Annotated in this window: 16 protein-coding genes; 10 read left to right on the forward strand and 6 right to left on the reverse strand. The window is 54.8% G+C overall.

What is annotated here, in order from left to right; genetic code table 11:
• Window positions 1–16: 16 nt before the first annotated feature.
• Window positions 17–283: a DUF1161 domain-containing protein gene (locus SPH27_RS01140; RefSeq protein ID WP_048976916.1), complete on the reverse strand. Its 267-nt coding sequence runs from the start codon at window positions 281–283 to the stop codon at window positions 17–19.
• 104 nt (window positions 284–387) lie between these two features.
• Here SPH27_RS01140 and SPH27_RS01145 point away from each other — a divergent pair, with 104 nt between their 5' ends.
• Window positions 388–1098 (forward strand): YnfC family lipoprotein, encoded by a 711-nt coding sequence (locus tag SPH27_RS01145; protein ID WP_033145401.1) that lies wholly within the window; start codon window positions 388–390, stop codon window positions 1096–1098.
• A 17-nt stretch (window positions 1099–1115) separates the two neighbouring features.
• Here SPH27_RS01145 and speG read toward each other — a convergent pair whose 3' ends face one another.
• Both speG and SPH27_RS01155 read right to left on the reverse strand, forming a co-directional pair.
• Window positions 1116–1676 carry a spermidine N1-acetyltransferase gene (speG, locus tag SPH27_RS01150; protein WP_126794116.1) on the reverse strand — a complete coding sequence of 187 codons (561 nt, stop codon included), beginning with the start codon at window positions 1674–1676 and terminating at the stop codon, window positions 1116–1118.
• Window positions 1676–2014 (reverse strand): DUF1283 family protein, encoded by a 339-nt coding sequence (locus SPH27_RS01155; protein WP_023311550.1) that lies wholly within the window; start codon window positions 2012–2014, stop codon window positions 1676–1678. The genes speG and SPH27_RS01155 overlap by 1 nt, the downstream gene beginning before the upstream one ends.
• Window positions 2015–2166: 152 nt before the next feature.
• Between SPH27_RS01155 and SPH27_RS01160 the strand changes: the two genes are divergently transcribed.
• From SPH27_RS01160 to SPH27_RS01180, 5 genes are all read left to right on the forward strand, one after another.
• On the forward strand, window positions 2167–2493 hold the full coding sequence (locus SPH27_RS01160; protein WP_021241222.1) for a YnfA family protein: 327 nt from the start codon (window positions 2167–2169) through the stop codon (window positions 2491–2493).
• Window positions 2494–2603: 110 nt separating this feature from the next.
• Window positions 2604–3818 (forward strand): D-mannonate dehydratase ManD, encoded by a 1215-nt coding sequence (manD, locus tag SPH27_RS01165; RefSeq protein WP_032657497.1) that lies wholly within the window; start codon window positions 2604–2606, stop codon window positions 3816–3818.
• A 14-nt stretch (window positions 3819–3832) separates the two neighbouring features.
• Window positions 3833–4852, forward strand: a complete 1020-nt coding sequence (locus SPH27_RS01170) for a Zn-dependent oxidoreductase (RefSeq protein ID WP_143347084.1) — start codon at window positions 3833–3835, stop codon at window positions 4850–4852.
• A gap of 73 nt (window positions 4853–4925) precedes the next feature.
• Window positions 4926–6293 (forward strand): MFS transporter, encoded by a 1368-nt coding sequence (locus SPH27_RS01175; RefSeq protein WP_064672413.1) that lies wholly within the window; start codon window positions 4926–4928, stop codon window positions 6291–6293.
• A gap of 219 nt (window positions 6294–6512) precedes the next feature.
• Window positions 6513–7976, forward strand: a complete 1464-nt coding sequence (locus tag SPH27_RS01180) for a mannitol dehydrogenase family protein (protein ID WP_182071244.1) — start codon at window positions 6513–6515, stop codon at window positions 7974–7976.
• Between the two features lie 43 nt (window positions 7977–8019).
• Here SPH27_RS01180 and ydfZ read toward each other — a convergent pair whose 3' ends face one another.
• The gene (gene ydfZ, locus SPH27_RS01185) at window positions 8020–8223 is read right to left on the reverse strand and encodes a putative selenium delivery protein YdfZ (protein WP_014883679.1); all 204 of its coding nucleotides are present in this window, start codon (window positions 8221–8223) and stop codon (window positions 8020–8022) included.
• A gap of 288 nt (window positions 8224–8511) precedes the next feature.
• On the opposite strand from ydfZ, the gene SPH27_RS01190 reads away from it, so the two are divergent.
• Entirely contained in the window at window positions 8512–8943 is a 432-nt protein-coding gene (locus SPH27_RS01190) for a universal stress protein (protein WP_033145406.1), read from the forward strand.
• A gap of 33 nt (window positions 8944–8976) precedes the next feature.
• Here SPH27_RS01190 and SPH27_RS01195 read toward each other — a convergent pair whose 3' ends face one another.
• Complete coding sequence (locus SPH27_RS01195; RefSeq protein WP_023311557.1) at window positions 8977–9663, reverse strand: GntR family transcriptional regulator; 687 nt, start codon at window positions 9661–9663, stop codon at window positions 8977–8979.
• Between the two features lie 91 nt (window positions 9664–9754).
• Entirely contained in the window at window positions 9755–10501 is a 747-nt protein-coding gene (ydfG, locus tag SPH27_RS01200; RefSeq protein WP_023292548.1) for a bifunctional NADP-dependent 3-hydroxy acid dehydrogenase/3-hydroxypropionate dehydrogenase YdfG, read from the reverse strand.
• Between the two features lie 142 nt (window positions 10502–10643).
• Between ydfG and dcp the strand changes: the two genes are divergently transcribed.
• From dcp to SPH27_RS01215, 3 genes are all read left to right on the forward strand, one after another.
• Window positions 10644–12677 carry a peptidyl-dipeptidase Dcp gene (dcp, locus tag SPH27_RS01205; RefSeq protein WP_182071245.1) on the forward strand — a complete coding sequence of 678 codons (2034 nt, stop codon included), beginning with the start codon at window positions 10644–10646 and terminating at the stop codon, window positions 12675–12677.
• Between the two features lie 76 nt (window positions 12678–12753).
• Window positions 12754–14376, forward strand: a complete 1623-nt coding sequence (locus tag SPH27_RS01210; protein WP_182071246.1) for a mechanosensitive ion channel family protein — start codon at window positions 12754–12756, stop codon at window positions 14374–14376.
• Between the two features lie 302 nt (window positions 14377–14678).
• Window positions 14679–17261: an EAL domain-containing protein gene (locus tag SPH27_RS01215; protein ID WP_182071247.1), complete on the forward strand. Its 2583-nt coding sequence runs from the start codon at window positions 14679–14681 to the stop codon at window positions 17259–17261.
• Window positions 17262–17336: the final 75 nt, after the last annotated feature.

Below are 17336 nucleotides of genomic sequence, written 5' to 3' on the forward strand. Positions count from 1 at the left end.
GGGGATTGAGGGTAAATTACTGCGCTTCAGCAGCCCCGCTGCCTGTACGGGTGTACAAAATTTTAAAGGTGTCGTTGGCGCAGTGGCCTACCACCTGAGTGCCCGCCTGGTCGGCCTGATCGTTCGGCACAATGCTCAGCGTAAAACCTGATTCAGGCACGCCGTTGTTGATAATTTTCTGCTGAATGTCGCTTTTCACGCGCTCGCAGGAATCCGGTGCCGCCAGCGCGGCCGTTGAGGCACTCATTAACAGCAGGGCGGTAATCCAGGGTAACCGTTTCATCTGTAGCTCCTTTTCTCTGTGTAGAGATTAATTTTAGCAGGCTTCGTGTAAACAACTGTATTTGCTAATATGATTGGGAATAATCTCCCTGTACGGTAATAAATGTGAAGAAATACGCAGCGATAACGCTACTGGCAGCAACACTGGTGGGGTGCGACAACAGCTCCGCGCCGCTGTCGTTTACGCCCGAAATGGCGAGTTTCTCGAACGAATTTGATTTTGACCCGCTGCGCGGCCCGGTCAAAGACTTTACCCAGACGCTGCTCAACGAGAAGGGCGAAGTGTCCAAACGGGTGACCGGCACCGTGTCGGCGGAAGGGTGTTTCGATACCCTGGAACTGCACGACCTGGAGGCCAATACCGGCGTGGCGCTGGTGCTGGATGCCAATTACTACCTTGATGCGGAAACCCAGCAGCGAAAGGTGAAGCTGCAGGGGAAATGCCAGCTGGCCGAACTGCCGTCAGCCGGGATAACGTGGGATACCGACGACAACGGTTTTGTGGTGGCGGCGCACGGCAAAGAGATGGAAGTGAAGTATCGCTACGATGCGGACGGCTACCCGCTGGGCAAAACCACCGTCTCCGGGGATCAGCACCTGTCCGTCCAGTCGACGCCGTCTAAAGACGTTCGCAAAAGGATGGATTACTCGGCGGTGAGCATGTTGAATGATAAGCCGCTGGGCAACGTGAAGCAGAGCTGCGATTACGATCGACACAATAATCCGGTGAGCTGCGACCTGACGATCACGGACGATAGCGTCAAACCTGCCGTTGAGCACAAATACACCATCAAAAACACGATTGAATACTACTGAGAATAAAACCGCGCAGGTTACTGCGCGGTCGGTTTCAGCAGGCTGGCGCCTGACGGCTTGTGTCCGGCAAGATGCTGATGCTGGAAGATGCACATGCGAATGGTATTGCGGTATTCGCCGTTGATGAAGAACTCGTGAATCAGCTCGCCTTCCACCATAAAGCCCAGCTTGCGGTAGATATGGATCGCTTTCTCGTTCTCTTTATCCACAATCAGGTAAAGCTTGTAGAGATTCAGAACGTTGAATCCGTAATCCATCGCCAGCTTCGCTGCCCGTGAGGCAAGGCCTTTTCCCTGATGCTCAGGGGAGATGATGATCTGAAACTCCGCCCGACGGTGAACATGGTTGATTTCAACCAGCTCCACAAGACCGGCTTTTTCGCCTTCACACTCCACCACAAAACGACGTTCACTCTGATCGTGAATGTGCTTATCGTAGAGATCGGACAGCTCAACAAAAGCCTCGTACGGCTCTTCGAACCAGTAGCGCATTACGCTGGCGTTATTGTCGAGCTGGTGGACGAAGCGCAGGTCTTCACGCTCCAGCGGACGGAGTTTAATATCGCAGGACGCCGACATTACGGGGCTACCGTGCGGCCAGTGCGGCGATCCAGGCAGCGCAGGGTGTTTGGCTCCCAGTAGGCGTTGACGTTTGCACTTTGCTGACACTTATCGCGCGCGTCAAAAGCGACATCTTCTTTATCCCACTCTTTCTCAGCACGTTTGTTGACCTTGTGGCGAAGGCTGCGGGTGTCATTCCATTGTTCTTTGTCCATAGCGGCGTTCTGGCGGCTTTGCGCGCTGTCACCAGACTCGATAATGAGCTTGCTGGTTTCCGCTGTCGCAGAGGCGGCAAAGGCGAACGATGACAGCGCCAGCAGGGCTGTCAGACAAAGGCGTTTGCTTAATGTGGTCATAGCGTTTCCTTTTAAACGGGTGCAGATAATCAAGTTACCCTGAACAGATTCTACACCAAAGCGAAAAGACGGCATACCCGCGGTGCAAGTATGGGAAAGTAAAGGATATCATCAGGTATGATGTTTAAATAAATCCTCACCTGACGTGAAATATGCTCAAAACGACGCTGCTTTTTTTTGCCACCGCGCTATGCGAAATCATCGGCTGCTTCCTGCCCTGGCTCTGGCTGAAGAAGGGGGGATCCGTATTGCTTCTCATCCCGGCAAGCGTCGCGCTGGCCCTGTTTGTCTGGCTGTTAACGCTTCATCCGGCCGCGAGCGGCCGCGTCTACGCCGCTTACGGCGGCGTCTATGTCTGTACCGCGCTGCTGTGGTTACGCGTGGTGGACGGCGTCAAGCTCAGCGCGTACGACTGGGCCGGCGCGCTGATTGCCCTGTGCGGCATGCTGATTATTGTGGCGGGATGGGGGCGGGCCTGAGCCCCCAGTTATGTGATCGTTAGCGGATTTTATGATCATTATACTTGTATGGTAGTCTGGTTGGTGGGTAAGTTTCCAGCATCACAACGAATGATGTAAGGAAAGGAATTATGAAGATTGTCGCGGCTGACGTGTTTGTTACCTGCCCGGGGCGGAACTTTGTCACCCTTAAAATCACCACCGACGAGGGGATTGTCGGCCTCGGTGACGCTACGCTAAACGGGCGTGAACTCTCCGTGGCTTCCTACCTGAAAGACCATCTCTGCCCGCAGCTGATTGGCCGCGATGCGCACCGCATCGAAGACATCTGGCAGTTTTTCTATAAAGGCGCCTACTGGCGTCGCGGCCCGGTCACCATGTCGGCCATCTCCGCCGTGGACATGGCGCTGTGGGACATCAAAGCCAAAGCGGCCAACATGCCGCTCTACCAGCTGCTGGGCGGCGCATCCCGCGAAGGGGTGATGGTCTATTGCCACACGACCGGCCACACGATTGACGACGTGCTGGAAGACTACGCCCGCCATAAAGAGATGGGCTTCAAGGCAATCCGTGTGCAGTGCGGGGTGCCGGGTATGAAAACCACCTACGGCATGGCCAAAGGGAAGGGGCTGGCCTACGAGCCTGCGACCAAAGGCGACTGGCCGGAAGAGCAGCTCTGGTCCACCGAAAAATACCTCGATTTCACACCGAAGCTGTTCGACGCGGTGCGCAGTAAATTCGGCTTCAATGAACATCTTCTGCATGACATGCACCACCGCCTGACGCCAATCGAAGCGGCGCGCTTCGGCAAGAGCATCGAGGAATTCCGCATGTTCTGGATGGAAGATCCAACGCCTGCGGAAAACCAGGCCTGCTTCCGCCTCATTCGCCAGCACACCGTCACGCCAATTGCCGTGGGCGAAGTGTTTAACAGCATCTGGGACTGCAAGCAGCTCATCGAAGAGCAGCTCATCGACTATATCCGCACCACCATTACCCACGCGGGCGGGATCACCGGGATGCGTCGCATCGCGGACTTCGCCTCGCTCTACCAGGTGCGCACCGGCTCGCACGGCCCGTCGGATCTCTCGCCGGTATGCCACGCCGCCGCGCTGCATTTCGACCTGTGGGTGCCGAACTTTGGCGTCCAGGAATATATGGGCTATTCCGAACAGATGCTGGAAGTCTTCCCGCACAGCTGGCGCTTTGATAACGGCTATATGCATCCGGGCGACAGGCCGGGGCTGGGCATCGAGTTTGATGAAAAGCTGGCGGCGAAATACCCGTACGATCCGGCCTATCTGCCGGTGGCCCGTCTTGAGGACGGCACGCTGTGGAACTGGTAAACGAGGAGCGAACGATGAAAAGCGTAGTGATTCAACAGCCGAACGAACTGGTGATTGAAGAGCGGCCACTCCCGGCGCCAGGTGCAGGTGAAGTTCGCGTCAAAATCACGCTGGCGGGGATCTGCGGCTCGGACAGCCACATCTATCGCGGCCATAACCCGTTTGCGAAATATCCACGCACGATCGGCCACGAGTTTTTTGGCGTGATTGACGCCGTAGGCGAGGGTGTCGACAGTGCCCGTCTGGGCCAGCGCGTCTCGGTCGATCCGGTGATCAGCTGCGGACATTGCTATCCGTGTTCCGTCGGAAAACCGAACGTCTGCACCTCGCTGGTGGTGCTGGGCGTACACCGCGACGGGGGCTTCAGTGAATACGCGGCGGTACCCGCTAAAAATGCCTGGCCTATTCCGGATGACATTCCTGATAAACACGCCGTCATGGTGGAGCCTTTCACCATCGCCGCCAACGTGACGGGGCAGGCCAACCCCATCGAGCAGGACGTCGCGCTGGTTTACGGCGCAGGGCCGATGGGGCTGGTCACCGTGCAGGCGCTGAAGGGCGTCTATAAGGTGAAGCAGGTTATCGTGGTTGATCGCATCGACGAACGCCTGAAAATGGCCCAGCGCAGCGGCGCGGACTGGGTGTTGAATAACGGCGAGCAGTCGCTACAGGCCGCGCTGGACGAAAGGGGGATCAAACCGACGTTAATCATTGATGCCGCCTGTCATCCGTCGATATTGCAGGAGGCGATTACCCTGGCCTCTCCGGCGGCGCGTATCGTGCTGATGGGCTTCTCCAGCGAGCCGAGCCATATTGTCCAGCAGGGCATCACCGGCAAAGAGCTGGCGATCTTCTCCTCGCGCCTCAATGCCAACAAATTCCCGGTCGTCATCGACTGGCTGAAAAAAGGGCTGATCGACCCGGAAAAACTGATCACTCATGCCTTTGACTATCACCATGTAACAGACGCCATTGAACTGTTTGAGAAAGACCAGCGGCAGTGCTGCAAAGTCTTGCTCACGTTCGGGCAATAATCCTTTACGCGGTTAAGAGCCTGCGCAGACAGGCTCTATGTGGTACGCATCTTACCCTTCAGAGATAGCCATTATGACGCAAGCACAACCTCAAAGAACTACCTCCGATCTGGTGAAAGCCGCCGTTTCCGGCTGGCTGGGCACCGCCCTGGAGTTTATGGACTTTCAGCTTTACTCGCTGGGGGCTGCCCTGGTCTTTCACGAGATCTTCTTCCCGGAACAGTCAGCCGCGATGGCGCTGATCCTCGCGATGGGGACCTACGGCGCAGGCTATATCGCACGCATTGTCGGCGCCTTTATCTTTGGCAGAATGGGCGACAGCATTGGTCGTAAGAAGGTGCTGTTTATCACCATCACCATGATGGGGATCTGCACCACGCTGATTGGCGTCCTGCCGACCTACGCGCAGATCGGGATTTTTGCTCCCGTTCTGCTGGTAACGCTGCGTATCATCCAGGGCCTGGGGGCCGGGGCTGAGATTTCCGGGGCCGGGACCATGCTGGCGGAGTACGCGCCGAAAGGGAAACGCGGCATTATCTCCTCGCTGGTGGCGATGGGCACTAACTGCGGAACGCTGAGCGCAACGGCGATCTGGGCAGTGATGTTCTTTGCCCTCGACCGTGAAGAGCTGATTGCCTGGGGCTGGCGCGTGCCGTTCCTCGCCAGCGTCGTGGTGATGATTTTCGCCATCTGGTTGCGAATGAACCTGAAAGAGAGCCCGGTCTTTGAGAAAGTGAACGATGCCCAAACCGTACAGCCGGACACCTCGCTGGGTTCAATGGTGAAAAGTAAATCCTTCTGGCTGGCGACCGGCCTGCGTTTCGGTCAGGCGGGCAACTCGGGTCTGATCCAGACGTTCCTCGCCGGGTATCTGGTCCAGACGCTGCTGTTCGATAAAGCCATCCCGACCGATGCGCTGATGGTAAGCTCCATTCTCGGGTTTATCTCCATTCCGCTGCTGGGCTGGCTTTCCGATAAAGTAGGGCGCCGTCTGCCGTACATTATCCTCAATATCTCCGCCATTCTTCTCGCGTATCCGATGCTCTCTATCATCGTCGATAAGAGCTATGCGCCGGGGACAATCATGCTCTCGATCATCGTTATCCATAACTTCGCCGTGCTGGGGCTGTTTGCGCTGGAAAATATCACCATGGCGGAGATGTTTGGCTCGCGAAATCGCTTTACCCGTATGGCTATCTCGAAAGAGGCGGGCGGGCTGGTGGCGGTGGGCTTTGGTCCGGTGCTGGCGGGGATCTTCTGCAACATGACCGGCTCCTGGTGGCCGATTGTCGCCATGTTGGTGGCCTATTCCGTGATTGGGCTGGTCTCGGCGATCCTGATGCCCGAAGTGCGCGACCGTGATTTGAGCGCGGCGCAAGACGCAGCGGAGTCCGCGCCAGAGGAGAGCGTGGGTTACGGCGCGGTCTCCTCGCGACGCTAATGGTTTATAACTTACGTGACCTGTCACATAACTTTATCTTTATGTCACACCACATGAGCAAAAGTTAATATAAATCAAAATCTCAAACGGCAGTATCAGTATGGTTGATGGCAGTTATTTTTTTACCCCAGCTGCCATTCTAGTTGGTGTAGTCAGCAGGAGCCGCCGCTTCAGAGGAGCGGCAGCGGTCCAGGACTTTCTAATTAACGAGTCTTAATCATGGAAAACACCTTATTACAGGCCAACGCGACGCTGCCTCAGTACGATCGCGACAGCCTTCAACCACGCATTGTTCATCTGGGTTTTGGCGCCTTTCACCGGGCGCACCAGGCGGTGTACGCCGACATTCTCGCCGCCGGGCACGGCAGCGACTGGGGCTACTGTGAGGTTAACCTGATTGGCGGCGAGCAGCAGATTGCCGATCTGAAGGCGCAGGATAACCTCTACACCGTGGCGGAGATGTCTGCCGACGCATGGACATCCCGCGTAGTTGGCGTAGTTAAAAAAGCGCTGCATGCGCAGGTTGACGGGCTGGAAAGCGTTCTGGCGGCGATGTGCGAACCGCAGGTGGCGATTGTCTCGCTGACCATCACCGAGAAAGGGTACTGCCATTCACCGGCGACCGGACAACTGATGCTCGATCACCCGTTTATCGTCGCCGACCTGCAAAACCCGCACCAGCCGAAATCCGCGCCGGGCGTGGTGGTGGAAGCGCTGGCGCGTCGCAAAGCGGCGGGTCTGCCCGCGTTTAGCGTGATGTCCTGCGACAACATGCCGGAGAACGGCCACGTGATGCGCAATGTGACCTGCGCTTACGCCCGGGCCGTAGACGGCGAGCTGGCGGACTGGATCGAGGCTAACGTCACCTTCCCGTCAACCATGGTGGATCGTATCGTGCCGGCGGTCACGCCCGATACGCTGGATAAAATCGAACAGCTGACCGGCGCGCGTGACCCGGCGGCGGTCGCCTGTGAACCGTTCCGCCAGTGGGTGATCGAGGATAACTTTGTGGCAGGACGTCCCGAGTGGGAAAAGGCCGGTGCCGAGCTGGTGTCAGACGTGATCCCGTTTGAAGAGATGAAGCTGCGCATGCTCAACGGCAGCCACTCGTTCCTGGCGTACCTGGGCTATCTGGCCGGCTACCAGCATATCAACGACTGTATGGAAGACGAGAACTACCGCCTCGCCGCGCACGCGCTGATGCTTAACGAGCAGGCGCCCACGCTGAAAGTGAAGGGCGTTGATTTAGGTCGCTATGCCGATCTCCTGATTGCCCGCTACAGCAACCCGGCCCTGCGCCACAGGACATGGCAAATCGCGATGGACGGCAGCCAGAAGCTCCCGCAGCGTATGCTGGACTCCGTGCGCTGGCACCTGGTGCACCAGACGCCTTTCCCGCTGCTGGCGCTGGGGGTGGCTGGCTGGATGCGTTATGTCGGCGGCATTGACGAGCAGGGTAACGCCATTGACGTGAGCGATCCGCAGCTGGCGGTGATTCAGGCGGCGGTGAACGAAAGTGCGGAAGGCGAAAGCCGGGTCAATGCGCTGCTCGGCATTGAGGCCATCTTTGGTAACGAGTTACCGCAGGAGCCGCGCTTTGTGGCTGCGGTGATGGCCGCGTACCGGTCGTTGCTGCAAAAAGGCGCGAAAGCGACCGTCGCGCAGTACGCGTCTCAACGGTAGTTCAGCACATGCCGCCGTGCGCGGCGGCATGTCTGCGCACAGCTTAGTGCATCCCCAGGCGAATCAGCTCAATCGGTTCGAACTTACCTTCGCATCCTTCCACTTCAACCGTTTTGCTGCGGCGCACCTGCGCGGCATCCAGCCCGTCGCTGTGGATCGCTTTAATCACGCCAGTTTTGCCCGTGCCGCTAATCATGACGCGGCTGCCGGTGGTGATTGCATTGCGGTTACGGTCGTATGTCATCATGGTATTTTCTCCTCTCTAACCTGTTCGTTACGGCGCTATTTCGGGTTATGCCGTTCACGGGGCATATAAATACGCCTGTCCGCGCTTCATGTTTTTGTTTTTGATCAAACTCACACTTTTTTCTTTATTTCGTCGGGCGCTGACGGTTCAGGACGGTAATTTACAAAGTGGACCGTTATTTTCATTAATTGATAGTTTCGACAGGGAAGCGTTGAGGGTTGGTTTATATTCCTGATGTCATCCTGTGTGCAGGAAATAACCCTTTCATCGGAATAAGGAGTCAGGCTTATGTATAAGAACATTTTGATGCCTGTAGACGTGTTTGAAATGGATTTGAGCGACAAAGCGGTTCGCCACGCGGCAAGCCTTGCGAAGGCTGAGGGCGCGTCGATTACCCTGGTCAATATTCTGCCTGCCAGCAGCCGGTCTCTGCTGCGCGGTTTCAACGCCGATATAAAAAAGTTTGAAGAGTATATGACCGCAGAATCCGGGAAGAAAATGAACGAGTTAAAAAGACTGTTCGATATTGCCCCTGAGAATATTCACAGCATGGTGCGTTTTGGCAACGTCCGGGATGAAATTATCAAGCTGAGCAAGGAGGGGAAATATGATGCGATTGTCATCGGGTCGAAAAATCCGAGCATCTCCACGCATCTGCTGGGTTCAAATGCGGAATCTATTCTGCGCTACGCCACGATCCCGGTGTTAGTCGTTCGCTAATCACCTCGCCGCACCCGAAAGGGGCGGCGCATATTACTCTTCGCTAAACCACTCGCTATTTTCCTGACGAATAAGCTGCACGGATTCGCTAATTTCCTGCAGATGCAGCGTCATCGCTTTTTCCACACCGTCCGGGTCGCGTTTTTCCAGCGCGCTGAAAATATCATGATGCTGTCGGAGCAGCATTTCCGGCGGGGAGACGTGATCGAGGCTCATATAGCGCACGCGGTCAATGGTGGCCTTGATGTTCTCGATGGTGTCCCAGGCCAGCTGACAATCCGCGATCTGCGCCAGCTTCTGGTGGAATTCATCATCAAGCTGGAAGAAATCATTGAGCTGCTTACGGTCAATCGCAATACGCTGCTGGTGCAGGTTCTGCTCCAGCTGGTAACACTGGTTGTCGTTGATAAGCGTTGCGGCACGGCGCGCCACCGCGCATTCAATGGCCTGGCGAACGAAACAGCCGTTGCGTACCTGAGAGAGTGAAATTTTGTTCACGTAGCTGCCGCGCTGCGGGCGGATCTGAATCAGTCCGTTCTCAGCAAGCTTAATAAACGCTTCACGTACCGGCTGACGGGAAACGTCAAAACGCACAGACACCTCTTTTTCAGAAAGCGGCGTTCCCGGTGGGATCAGGCAATGGACAATATCACGTCGCAAAATGCGATAGATTTGCTGGTTAACGGGCTGGGTGGGATTGAGTTGCGATTCAGCGGCCATGAGTTGTCATTTCTCAGAGAGTTAGCCTGAACATACTACCATTCTTTTATAACCCGAAACAGACCCGGCCCGCAGGCCGGGAAGGGCAGAGTTAGCCACGATGGACGCTAAGTCCGGCAAAACTCTGGCTGACGGGCATCATTTCCACGGTATTGATGTTGACGTGTTTTGGCAGCGTTGCCACCCACCAGACCGTTTCGGTCACATCTTCCGGCGTCAGCGCGTTAGCATTTTCGTAGGTTTTATCCGCTTTCGCGTCATCGCCTTTGAAACGCACGTTGGAAAACTCGGTGCCGCCCACCAGGCCCGGCTCGATATCGGTAACGCGAATGGCGGTGCCGTGCAGGTCGGTACGCAGGTTAAGGCTGAACTGGCGCACAAACGCCTTCGTTGCGCCATAGACGTTGCCGCCCGCGTAAGGCCAGCTTCCGGCGGTGGAGCCAATGTTGATAATGTGGCCGCGGTTGCGCTCGACCATGCCAGGCAGCACCGCGCGGGTCATATAGACCAGCCCTTTGTTGTTGGTGTCGATCATGTTTTCCCAGTCTTCAACGCTGGCTTTGTGGGCGGGCTCCATGCCCAGCGCCAGACCGGCATTGTTGACCAGAACGTCGATGGCGCGCCACTCGGCGGGCAGGTTGGCAATCATCTCTTCAATGGCCGCGCGGTTACGCACGTCCAGCTGCGCGGTCAGGATGCTGTCGCCTAATTCGTCCTTCAGCTCCTGCAGGCGCTCCTGACGACGGCCCGTGGCAATAACCTTGTGCCCGTTGGCGACGAAGCGACGCGTGATGCTTTCACCAAAACCTGCCGTTGCCCCGGTAACTAAAATAATCATCTCACTGTTCCTCAACGCTTTTTGTGTTGTACTAACATAGCACGGCCGCAGAGGGTGCGTTAAGGCAACATTTGTATGACGGCGTTGCAGGGGATGGCGGCCTGGCCTACTCTGGGAGGATACCCGTACTCAGGAGCGAAAGATGACGGCCACGAACCCCTTTTTTGACATCAGCCTGCTGCCTTACCAGGCCCCCCATTTTGATGAAATCAACGATAGCCACTATCGCCCGGCCTTTGATGAAGCGCTTCGCCAGAAGCGGGCGGACGTAGACGCCATTGTGTCTCAAACCGCTGCGCCGGACTTCACCAACACCGTGCTGGCGCTGGAGAAAAGCGGCGCTTTGCTCTCGCGCGTCAGCAGCGTGTTCTTCGCTATGACCTCCGCACACACCAATGCGTATCTGCAGGAGCTTGAGGAGCAGTTCTCCACCGAGCTTGCCGCGCTGGCAAACGACATCTGGCTGAATGACACCCTTTTCGCCCGCGTGGAGAGCGTCTGGCAGGACCGTGCCGCGCTGGACGCCGAATCCCGCCGGCTGGTCGAGGAGACGTATCAGCGGTTTATTCTGGCCGGCGCGCGTCTCAATGAAACGGAAAAAGCCGAGCTGAAGGCGCTGAATACCGAGGCGGCGACCCTGACCAGCCAGTTTAATCAGCGTCTGCTGGTGGCCGATAAGACGGGTGGGCTGGTGGTGGATTACGCGCACCAGCTTGACGGGCTCAGCGCCAGCGAGATCGCCGACGCGGCGCAGGCTGCCGCGGAACGAGGGTTAAACGACCGCTGGCTGATCCCGCTTCTGAACACGACTCAGCAGCCTGCGCTTTCCGCACTGCGCAATCGTCAGACCCGCGAAAACCTGTTCAACGCAGGCTGGACGCGCACCCAGAAAGGGGATGAAAACGACACTCGCGAGCTGATCCTCCGCCTTACGGCGCTGCGCGCCCGGCAGGCCCGCCTGCTGGGATTTGACGATTACGCCAGCTGGAGTATCGCCGACCAGATGGCGAAAACCCCGGACGCCGCGCTGGAATTTATGCGCGGCATTGTGCCCGCCGCCCGCGCCCGGGCAGAGCGCGAGCAGGCCGATATTCAGAAAGTGATTGATGACGAGCAGGGCGGTTTCACCGTACAGGCCTGGGACTGGGCCTTTTATGCCGAGCGCGTGCGTCAGGCAAAATATGCCCTCGATGAATCGCAAATCAAACCCTATTTTGCGCTCAATACCGTATTGCACGATGGCGTATTCTGGGCCGCAAGCCAGCTGTTTGGCATCCGCTTTGTGGAGCGCTTCGATATTCCGGTGTATCACCCGGACGTCCGCGTCTGGGAAATTTTCGACCACACCGGTGAGGGCATGGCGCTGTTTTACGGCGACTTTTTTGCCCGCGATTCCAAGCAGGGCGGGGCCTGGATGGGGAATTTCGTCGAGCAATCCTTCGAGCTTGCTGCCCGTCCGGTGATCTACAACGTCTGTAATTACCAAAAACCGGCTAACGGCGGCGTCGCGCTTCTCTCCTGGGATGACGTGATCACCCTGTTCCACGAGTTTGGCCATACGCTGCACGGTCTGTTTGCCAGCCAGCGTTTCGCCACGCTCTCCGGGACCAATACGCCGCGTGATTTCGTTGAATTCCCGTCGCAGATCAACGAACACTGGGCCAGCCATCCACAGGTATTTACCCACTACGCCCGCCATTACGAAACCGGTGAACCGATGCCGGACGCGCTGCGGGAAAGCATGCTCAACGCGACCCATTTCAATAAGGGTTATGACATGACGGAGCTGCTGGCTGCCGCGCTGCTGGACATGAACTGGCACGGGATTAGCGAAGCCGTTTCGAGCGTAGACGCGTTTGAAGCGGCAGCACTGAAAAAAGAGGGGCTGGATCTGCCCGCCGTACCGCCGCGCTATCGCAGCAGCTATTTTGCCCATATTTTCGGCGGCGGCTACGCGGCGGGATATTACGCCTACCTGTGGACGCAAATGCTGGCGGACGATGGCTATCAGTGGTTTGTCGAACAGGGCGGTCTGACTCGTGAAAACGGACAAAAATTCCGCGAGGCGATTTTGTCCCGTGGTAACAGCACGGATCTGGCTGAACTTTATCGGCAGTGGCGCGGGCATGATCCGAAGATTGAACCGATGCTGGAAAATCGCGGGTTGAGCGAATAGAGCCCTTTGGGCAGAAAACAGAACCGGGCGTGAAGCCCGGTTTTAAACGATGGCGTGACTGCTCTGGATGGTAGACATGAACAAAGTAGTGCTATCTCTGATAAGCTCTTTAATCGTCTCGGTCTTCTTTCTCTCATTCAGTGCCATATCGGCTGAACCCCGGCTCGAACCTACGGAACAAGAACGTGCGCGGACGGTTTATATTTTCCACCAGCCCATCGTTATGCTACAGGCGAAGTTCGGTTTCACCACGCCAGAAGAACGCGTATTACGCATTCGGGATACCTTGCGAAATTTCACGCAGGAAGATGTTCGTGAACCGCTGACAATCATTCCTGTCACGCGCTACAACCAGCAAGGCAGACTGTTCGTAATGAACGCTAAGCCGGTCATGCTGCTGACCGAATCGGATCTGGACGAAGGGGACGATCTGACCTTAGACCAGGCAGCGCAACGTGTCCTGGCGCGAATGGAAGCGCAGCGCATCTCGCTTCGCGACCAATATGATACGCAGTGGCTTGCGCTTTCCGCTGCGAAGACCACGGCCGGTTTCCTGACATGGTTGATGCTGAGTTATGTTGCGTTGCGTTCCTGGAAATGGGTGAGAGGATATTATCGCCGCAGGGTAGCCGAGAAACGAAGCTGGATACCTCAAAACTGGCGGCGATTTACAGGCGTCATTGAAGCCCGTCTTTATGGCTTGCTGATGTGTTTTGTGGTGATTTTAGCTTTTTATGGTTGGCTTAGCTGGGCCTTTAGCCTGTTCCCCTGGACGCGCGTCTGGGCAACATCATTAGGTGACTGGTCGTGGCATGTCATACGACAGATTGCCTTAGCGATGGCGTCCGCATTACCAGGATTGTCGATTGTTCTTATCATTTTCTTCATTACCGCATTAATCCTTAAACTTCTAAAAGTGATCCTCAATCAGGTTGAGGCCGGGCGTCTACAGTTACCGGGCCTTCATCCGGAAACCGTCGGCGCGACGCGAAAACTTATTTCCGTGATGGTGTGGTTGTTCGCGCTCTCTGCGGCCTATCCCTTTTTACCGGGTGCAAACTCGCTGGCCTTTAAAGGCATAAGCGTATTTTTTGGTCTGATGCTGACCCTGGGATCGGCAGGCGTGATGAATCATGCCATGAGTGGTCTGGTGCTGATTTACTCGCGCGCGCTGCGCAAAGGCGATGTGATACGAATCGCGGATAACGAAGGTAAGGTGAGTGAAATTGGTATGCTCGCCACCAAAATTATTACGCGAGAAAACTATATCGTTACCGTACCCAATGCCGTCGTGGTGAGTGGCAAGATAACGAACCTCAGCGCGCAAAATAACGATGGCAGCATCAACCTAACCGTAAGCGTCACCATCGGGTACGACACACCCTGGCGGCAGGTCCATGCCATGCTTGAGCTGGCCGCGAAGCGGACTCAGTGCGTTGACCTTACGATTCCGCCCCTGGTGCGGCAGCTGGCGCTGATGGACTGGTACATAGCCTATGAACTGCAGGTCACGCTGAGACCTGATACGTCGCTAGCCGTCGCGCGAAATGAGCTCTTCACTCACATTCAGGATGTGTTCAACGAATTCAATGTCCAGATCATGTCGCCAAACTTTGTCATGCAGCCTGAAGAAAGCGTAATGGTGGCGAAAGAAAACTGGTATGCCGCCCCCGCAGCCTCGCCGAAGCGGGATGAATAAAACTGAGACCTGATATCAGGTCTCAATATAACGGAGTGACAGCGAGCCCGGTAAAATAGTTATACTTATGGAGTATGTACATTCTTTTTTAAAGATAAATGCTGAGTTAAAAATTACACCAGGCAATATATCTTATTAACAACCTTTAAGCTATAAGTTAGTTAATGATTAATAATTTGATCTGAATTGGAAAAATTAAATATTCTTTAGCCTCAGGTTTTTAGCTATAAATTTTTGTTATTTTGTGCCGATAAATGAAAGTGGCATAAAAATCGACGCAGTAGCAGTTAAGAAGGCGAAAGATGACCCTACCTCTGAACAATCCGGGCTTCACCGATACCGAGCCTTCTAAAGGCCTGATAAATAAAACCTTTACTTATATTGTAACGTTGTTGATAAGTATTTTTATTGCGGCAATAATTTCCCTGCTAATAATAAAAGATAATGTAAATGAAATCAGCGACAAGCACGATGAATTTTTGTTAAGGAAAGCCCTGGAGACCCGCCAGGAGAGCATGCGAAGTCATTTGAAAGACAATGCCGAGTGGGGAGATGCCTACAAACATCTTCATCTGAACAATGACGTTCACTGGGCATGGGATAAGCAGAACCTGGGTAAGTCCCTGTATGACAACTTTGGCTACGAAGGGGTGTTTGTTCTCTCTCCGGAAGGGAGCACGCGATACAGCGTGGTTGACGGGAAGCTGAAGCTTCAGGAGCTGGGGCGCTGGTTAGACAAATCAACCAAAGACCGTTTACTCCATGAGTTGAGTATAAAAAAGGGAGTGCCGGTTTCTGTGCTAGCGCTTATCGATTCCGTGCCGGCCATTGTTTCTGCGCAATGGATAACGACGGGCGATGATGCGAGCGTGCAAACCATGCCCGGAAAACCGTCGACAATGGTGTTTATAGACAAGTTAACGGCTAAAAAACTCCTCACGATTGGGCAGGATGACGGCATCCAGAACGTTCGTACTTCACCTGATACAGCCACTTCTCAAATAAAGAATCAGACGGAATTTACATTAAGCACCCAAAATGGGGATGTGCAAATTATCTGGGACGGTGAAAATCCCGGCCAGGCGTTAATAATTTATTTTTTGCCATTGCTCATTCTTTCCGTCGTTCTGACGGTATCGATGACGGTGATATTAATGCGCCATATTATGCACAAGGCGAGAATGCTTGACGAAAATACGTTTCTACTCGAGCAGGCGCGGTTGAATCTTATTACGAGTGAAAAACGATTCCGGGACGTCAGTGAAACAACCAGCGACTGGTTCTGGGAAACAGATTTATCGTTAAGGATAACGTGGCTATCGGGTCGTTTTTCTACAATAACGGGATATGAAAATAGCAAATGGATAGGCCGTAGGTTGGATGAACTCTTTCCGGCGACAGGCGGATTATCACATGACTGCGCCGGGCAGCGGGACTTAACCGAACGCTTTGAATTTAAAAACTGTCCTTATACTCACGCGCAACAAACCACGTCATATTGCACGCTTCTGGCAAAGTTTTCTGCTCAGCCTGATGGAACGGTGGTGTTGCGAGGCGCGGCAACCGACGTCTCTCAGGAAGTTGAAGCAACAAAACGCGTGGAGTTCCTGTCACGCCATGATGAATTAACCGGTCTGCCGAACCGGTATCATATTAAGGAATTTCTGGCTGGCCAGTTGGCGAAAGAAGACCTCAACCGTTATCCGTTTGCCATGATTTGCCTTGATTTAGACAAGTTTAAACCCGTCAATGATATTTTCGGGCACTCCACCGGCGATGCCCTGCTTGGCGAGGTCGCTTCACGTCTTAAAAATTGCGTGCGTCGAGGTGATTTTGTCGCACGGCAGGGAGGGGATGAATTTATGCTTCTCCTCGGCAACACCAGCCAGCAAGACCAGATTGAGGAGGTGTGTCGTCGCATCGTGCACGAACTTAACCGTCCTTTCGCCATTGAGGGCAATGATGTGGCGATAGGCGTAAGCATGGGCATTGCGCTGGCTCCCCGGGATAGCAGCAGCGCAAACGATCTTCTACGCTACGCGGATATTGCGCTGTATCAGGCGAAACAATCCGGCAGAAACCGATGGGTCTATTATCGCCCGGATATGTCGGAAAAGTTGACCGAACGCAGGAAACTGGAATTAGAACTCAAGACCGCAATTCGCGAAGAACAGCTCTACCTGGTTTACCAGCCGCGTTATAACCTCCGGTATTCTAAAATTGAGGCCGTCGAAGCGCTGGTACGCTGGCAGCACCCGGCTCGGGGGACCATAATGCCCGATCAGTTTATCCCGCTGGCAGAAGAAACCGGGCTGATTATTAGCCTGAGCAACTGGGTCATACGCAAAGCCTGTACGGAGACGAAAGACAAATTGCCGGGATTATCGGTCTCCGTCAATATTTCTGCTATCGAATTCCAGGCAAGCGATCTTGCCGAAAGAATAAAAGAGATCCTTCACGAAACGGGGCTTGAACCCAACCGGCTGGAAATTGAAGTCACTGAAAACGTTACGCTTTCCGACCCGGAAAAAACCTTGCAGACCATGAAGTCTCTCAAAAGAATGGGCGTCCGCATTCTGATTGACGATTTCGGTACCGGCTATGCCTCACTGAGCTATCTGCGGAAGTTTCAGTTTGACGGGCTTAAGCTCGACAAGAGCTTTATTTTTACCCTCGGTGACTCGCCGCAGAACCAGTCAGTCGTGGAGAAAATTATCGACCTGGGGAAAGCCTATTCCATGGCGGTAACCGCAGAAGGGGTGGAGACCGTCGAACAGCTGTCTTTTCTGAAAAAAAATAAATGTGATGAAGTTCAGGGCTACCTGCTTGGAAAACCGGCCGCCATTACGGACTTAAATTTAAACGCCAACAGAGTAAATCTCTAAATCGCGCTTTCACTCAGGAAAGCGTAAATGAAAAACCGGGCTTCTCGCCCGGTTTTTGTTATCCGCTCTCCGTTC

The sequence above is a fragment of the Enterobacter sp. A103 genome (genome assembly GCF_034427535.1).
Taxonomy (GTDB): domain Bacteria; phylum Pseudomonadota; class Gammaproteobacteria; order Enterobacterales; family Enterobacteriaceae; genus Enterobacter; species Enterobacter asburiae_B.

Excerpts from the sequence above, each read along its gene's own strand:
- SPH27_RS01215 (WP_182071247.1), top strand. The coding sequence starts at position 14,679 with ATGACCCTACCTCTGAACAATCCGGGCTTCACCGATACCGAGCCTTCT.
- dcp (WP_182071245.1), top strand. The coding sequence starts at position 10,644 with ATGACGGCCACGAACCCCTTTTTTGACATCAGCCTGCTGCCTTACCAG.
- SPH27_RS01175 (WP_064672413.1), top strand. The coding sequence starts at position 4,926 with ATGACGCAAGCACAACCTCAAAGAACTACCTCCGATCTGGTGAAAGCC.
- ydfZ (WP_014883679.1), bottom strand. The coding sequence starts at position 8,223 with ATGATGACATACGACCGTAACCGCAATGCAATCACCACCGGCAGCCGC.
- SPH27_RS01210 (WP_182071246.1), top strand. The coding sequence starts at position 12,754 with ATGAACAAAGTAGTGCTATCTCTGATAAGCTCTTTAATCGTCTCGGTC.
- SPH27_RS01195 (WP_023311557.1), bottom strand. The coding sequence starts at position 9,663 with ATGGCCGCTGAATCGCAACTCAATCCCACCCAGCCCGTTAACCAGCAA.
- manD (WP_032657497.1), top strand. The coding sequence starts at position 2,604 with ATGAAGATTGTCGCGGCTGACGTGTTTGTTACCTGCCCGGGGCGGAAC.
- SPH27_RS01180 (WP_182071244.1), top strand. The coding sequence starts at position 6,513 with ATGGAAAACACCTTATTACAGGCCAACGCGACGCTGCCTCAGTACGAT.
- SPH27_RS01190 (WP_033145406.1), top strand. The coding sequence starts at position 8,512 with ATGTATAAGAACATTTTGATGCCTGTAGACGTGTTTGAAATGGATTTG.
- ydfG (WP_023292548.1), bottom strand. The coding sequence starts at position 10,501 with ATGATTATTTTAGTTACCGGGGCAACGGCAGGTTTTGGTGAAAGCATC.
- SPH27_RS01170 (WP_143347084.1), top strand. The coding sequence starts at position 3,833 with ATGAAAAGCGTAGTGATTCAACAGCCGAACGAACTGGTGATTGAAGAG.
- speG (WP_126794116.1), bottom strand. The coding sequence starts at position 1,676 with ATGTCGGCGTCCTGCGATATTAAACTCCGTCCGCTGGAGCGTGAAGAC.
- SPH27_RS01160 (WP_021241222.1), top strand. The coding sequence starts at position 2,167 with ATGCTCAAAACGACGCTGCTTTTTTTTGCCACCGCGCTATGCGAAATC.
- SPH27_RS01155 (WP_023311550.1), bottom strand. The coding sequence starts at position 2,014 with ATGACCACATTAAGCAAACGCCTTTGTCTGACAGCCCTGCTGGCGCTG.
- SPH27_RS01140 (WP_048976916.1), bottom strand. The coding sequence starts at position 283 with ATGAAACGGTTACCCTGGATTACCGCCCTGCTGTTAATGAGTGCCTCA.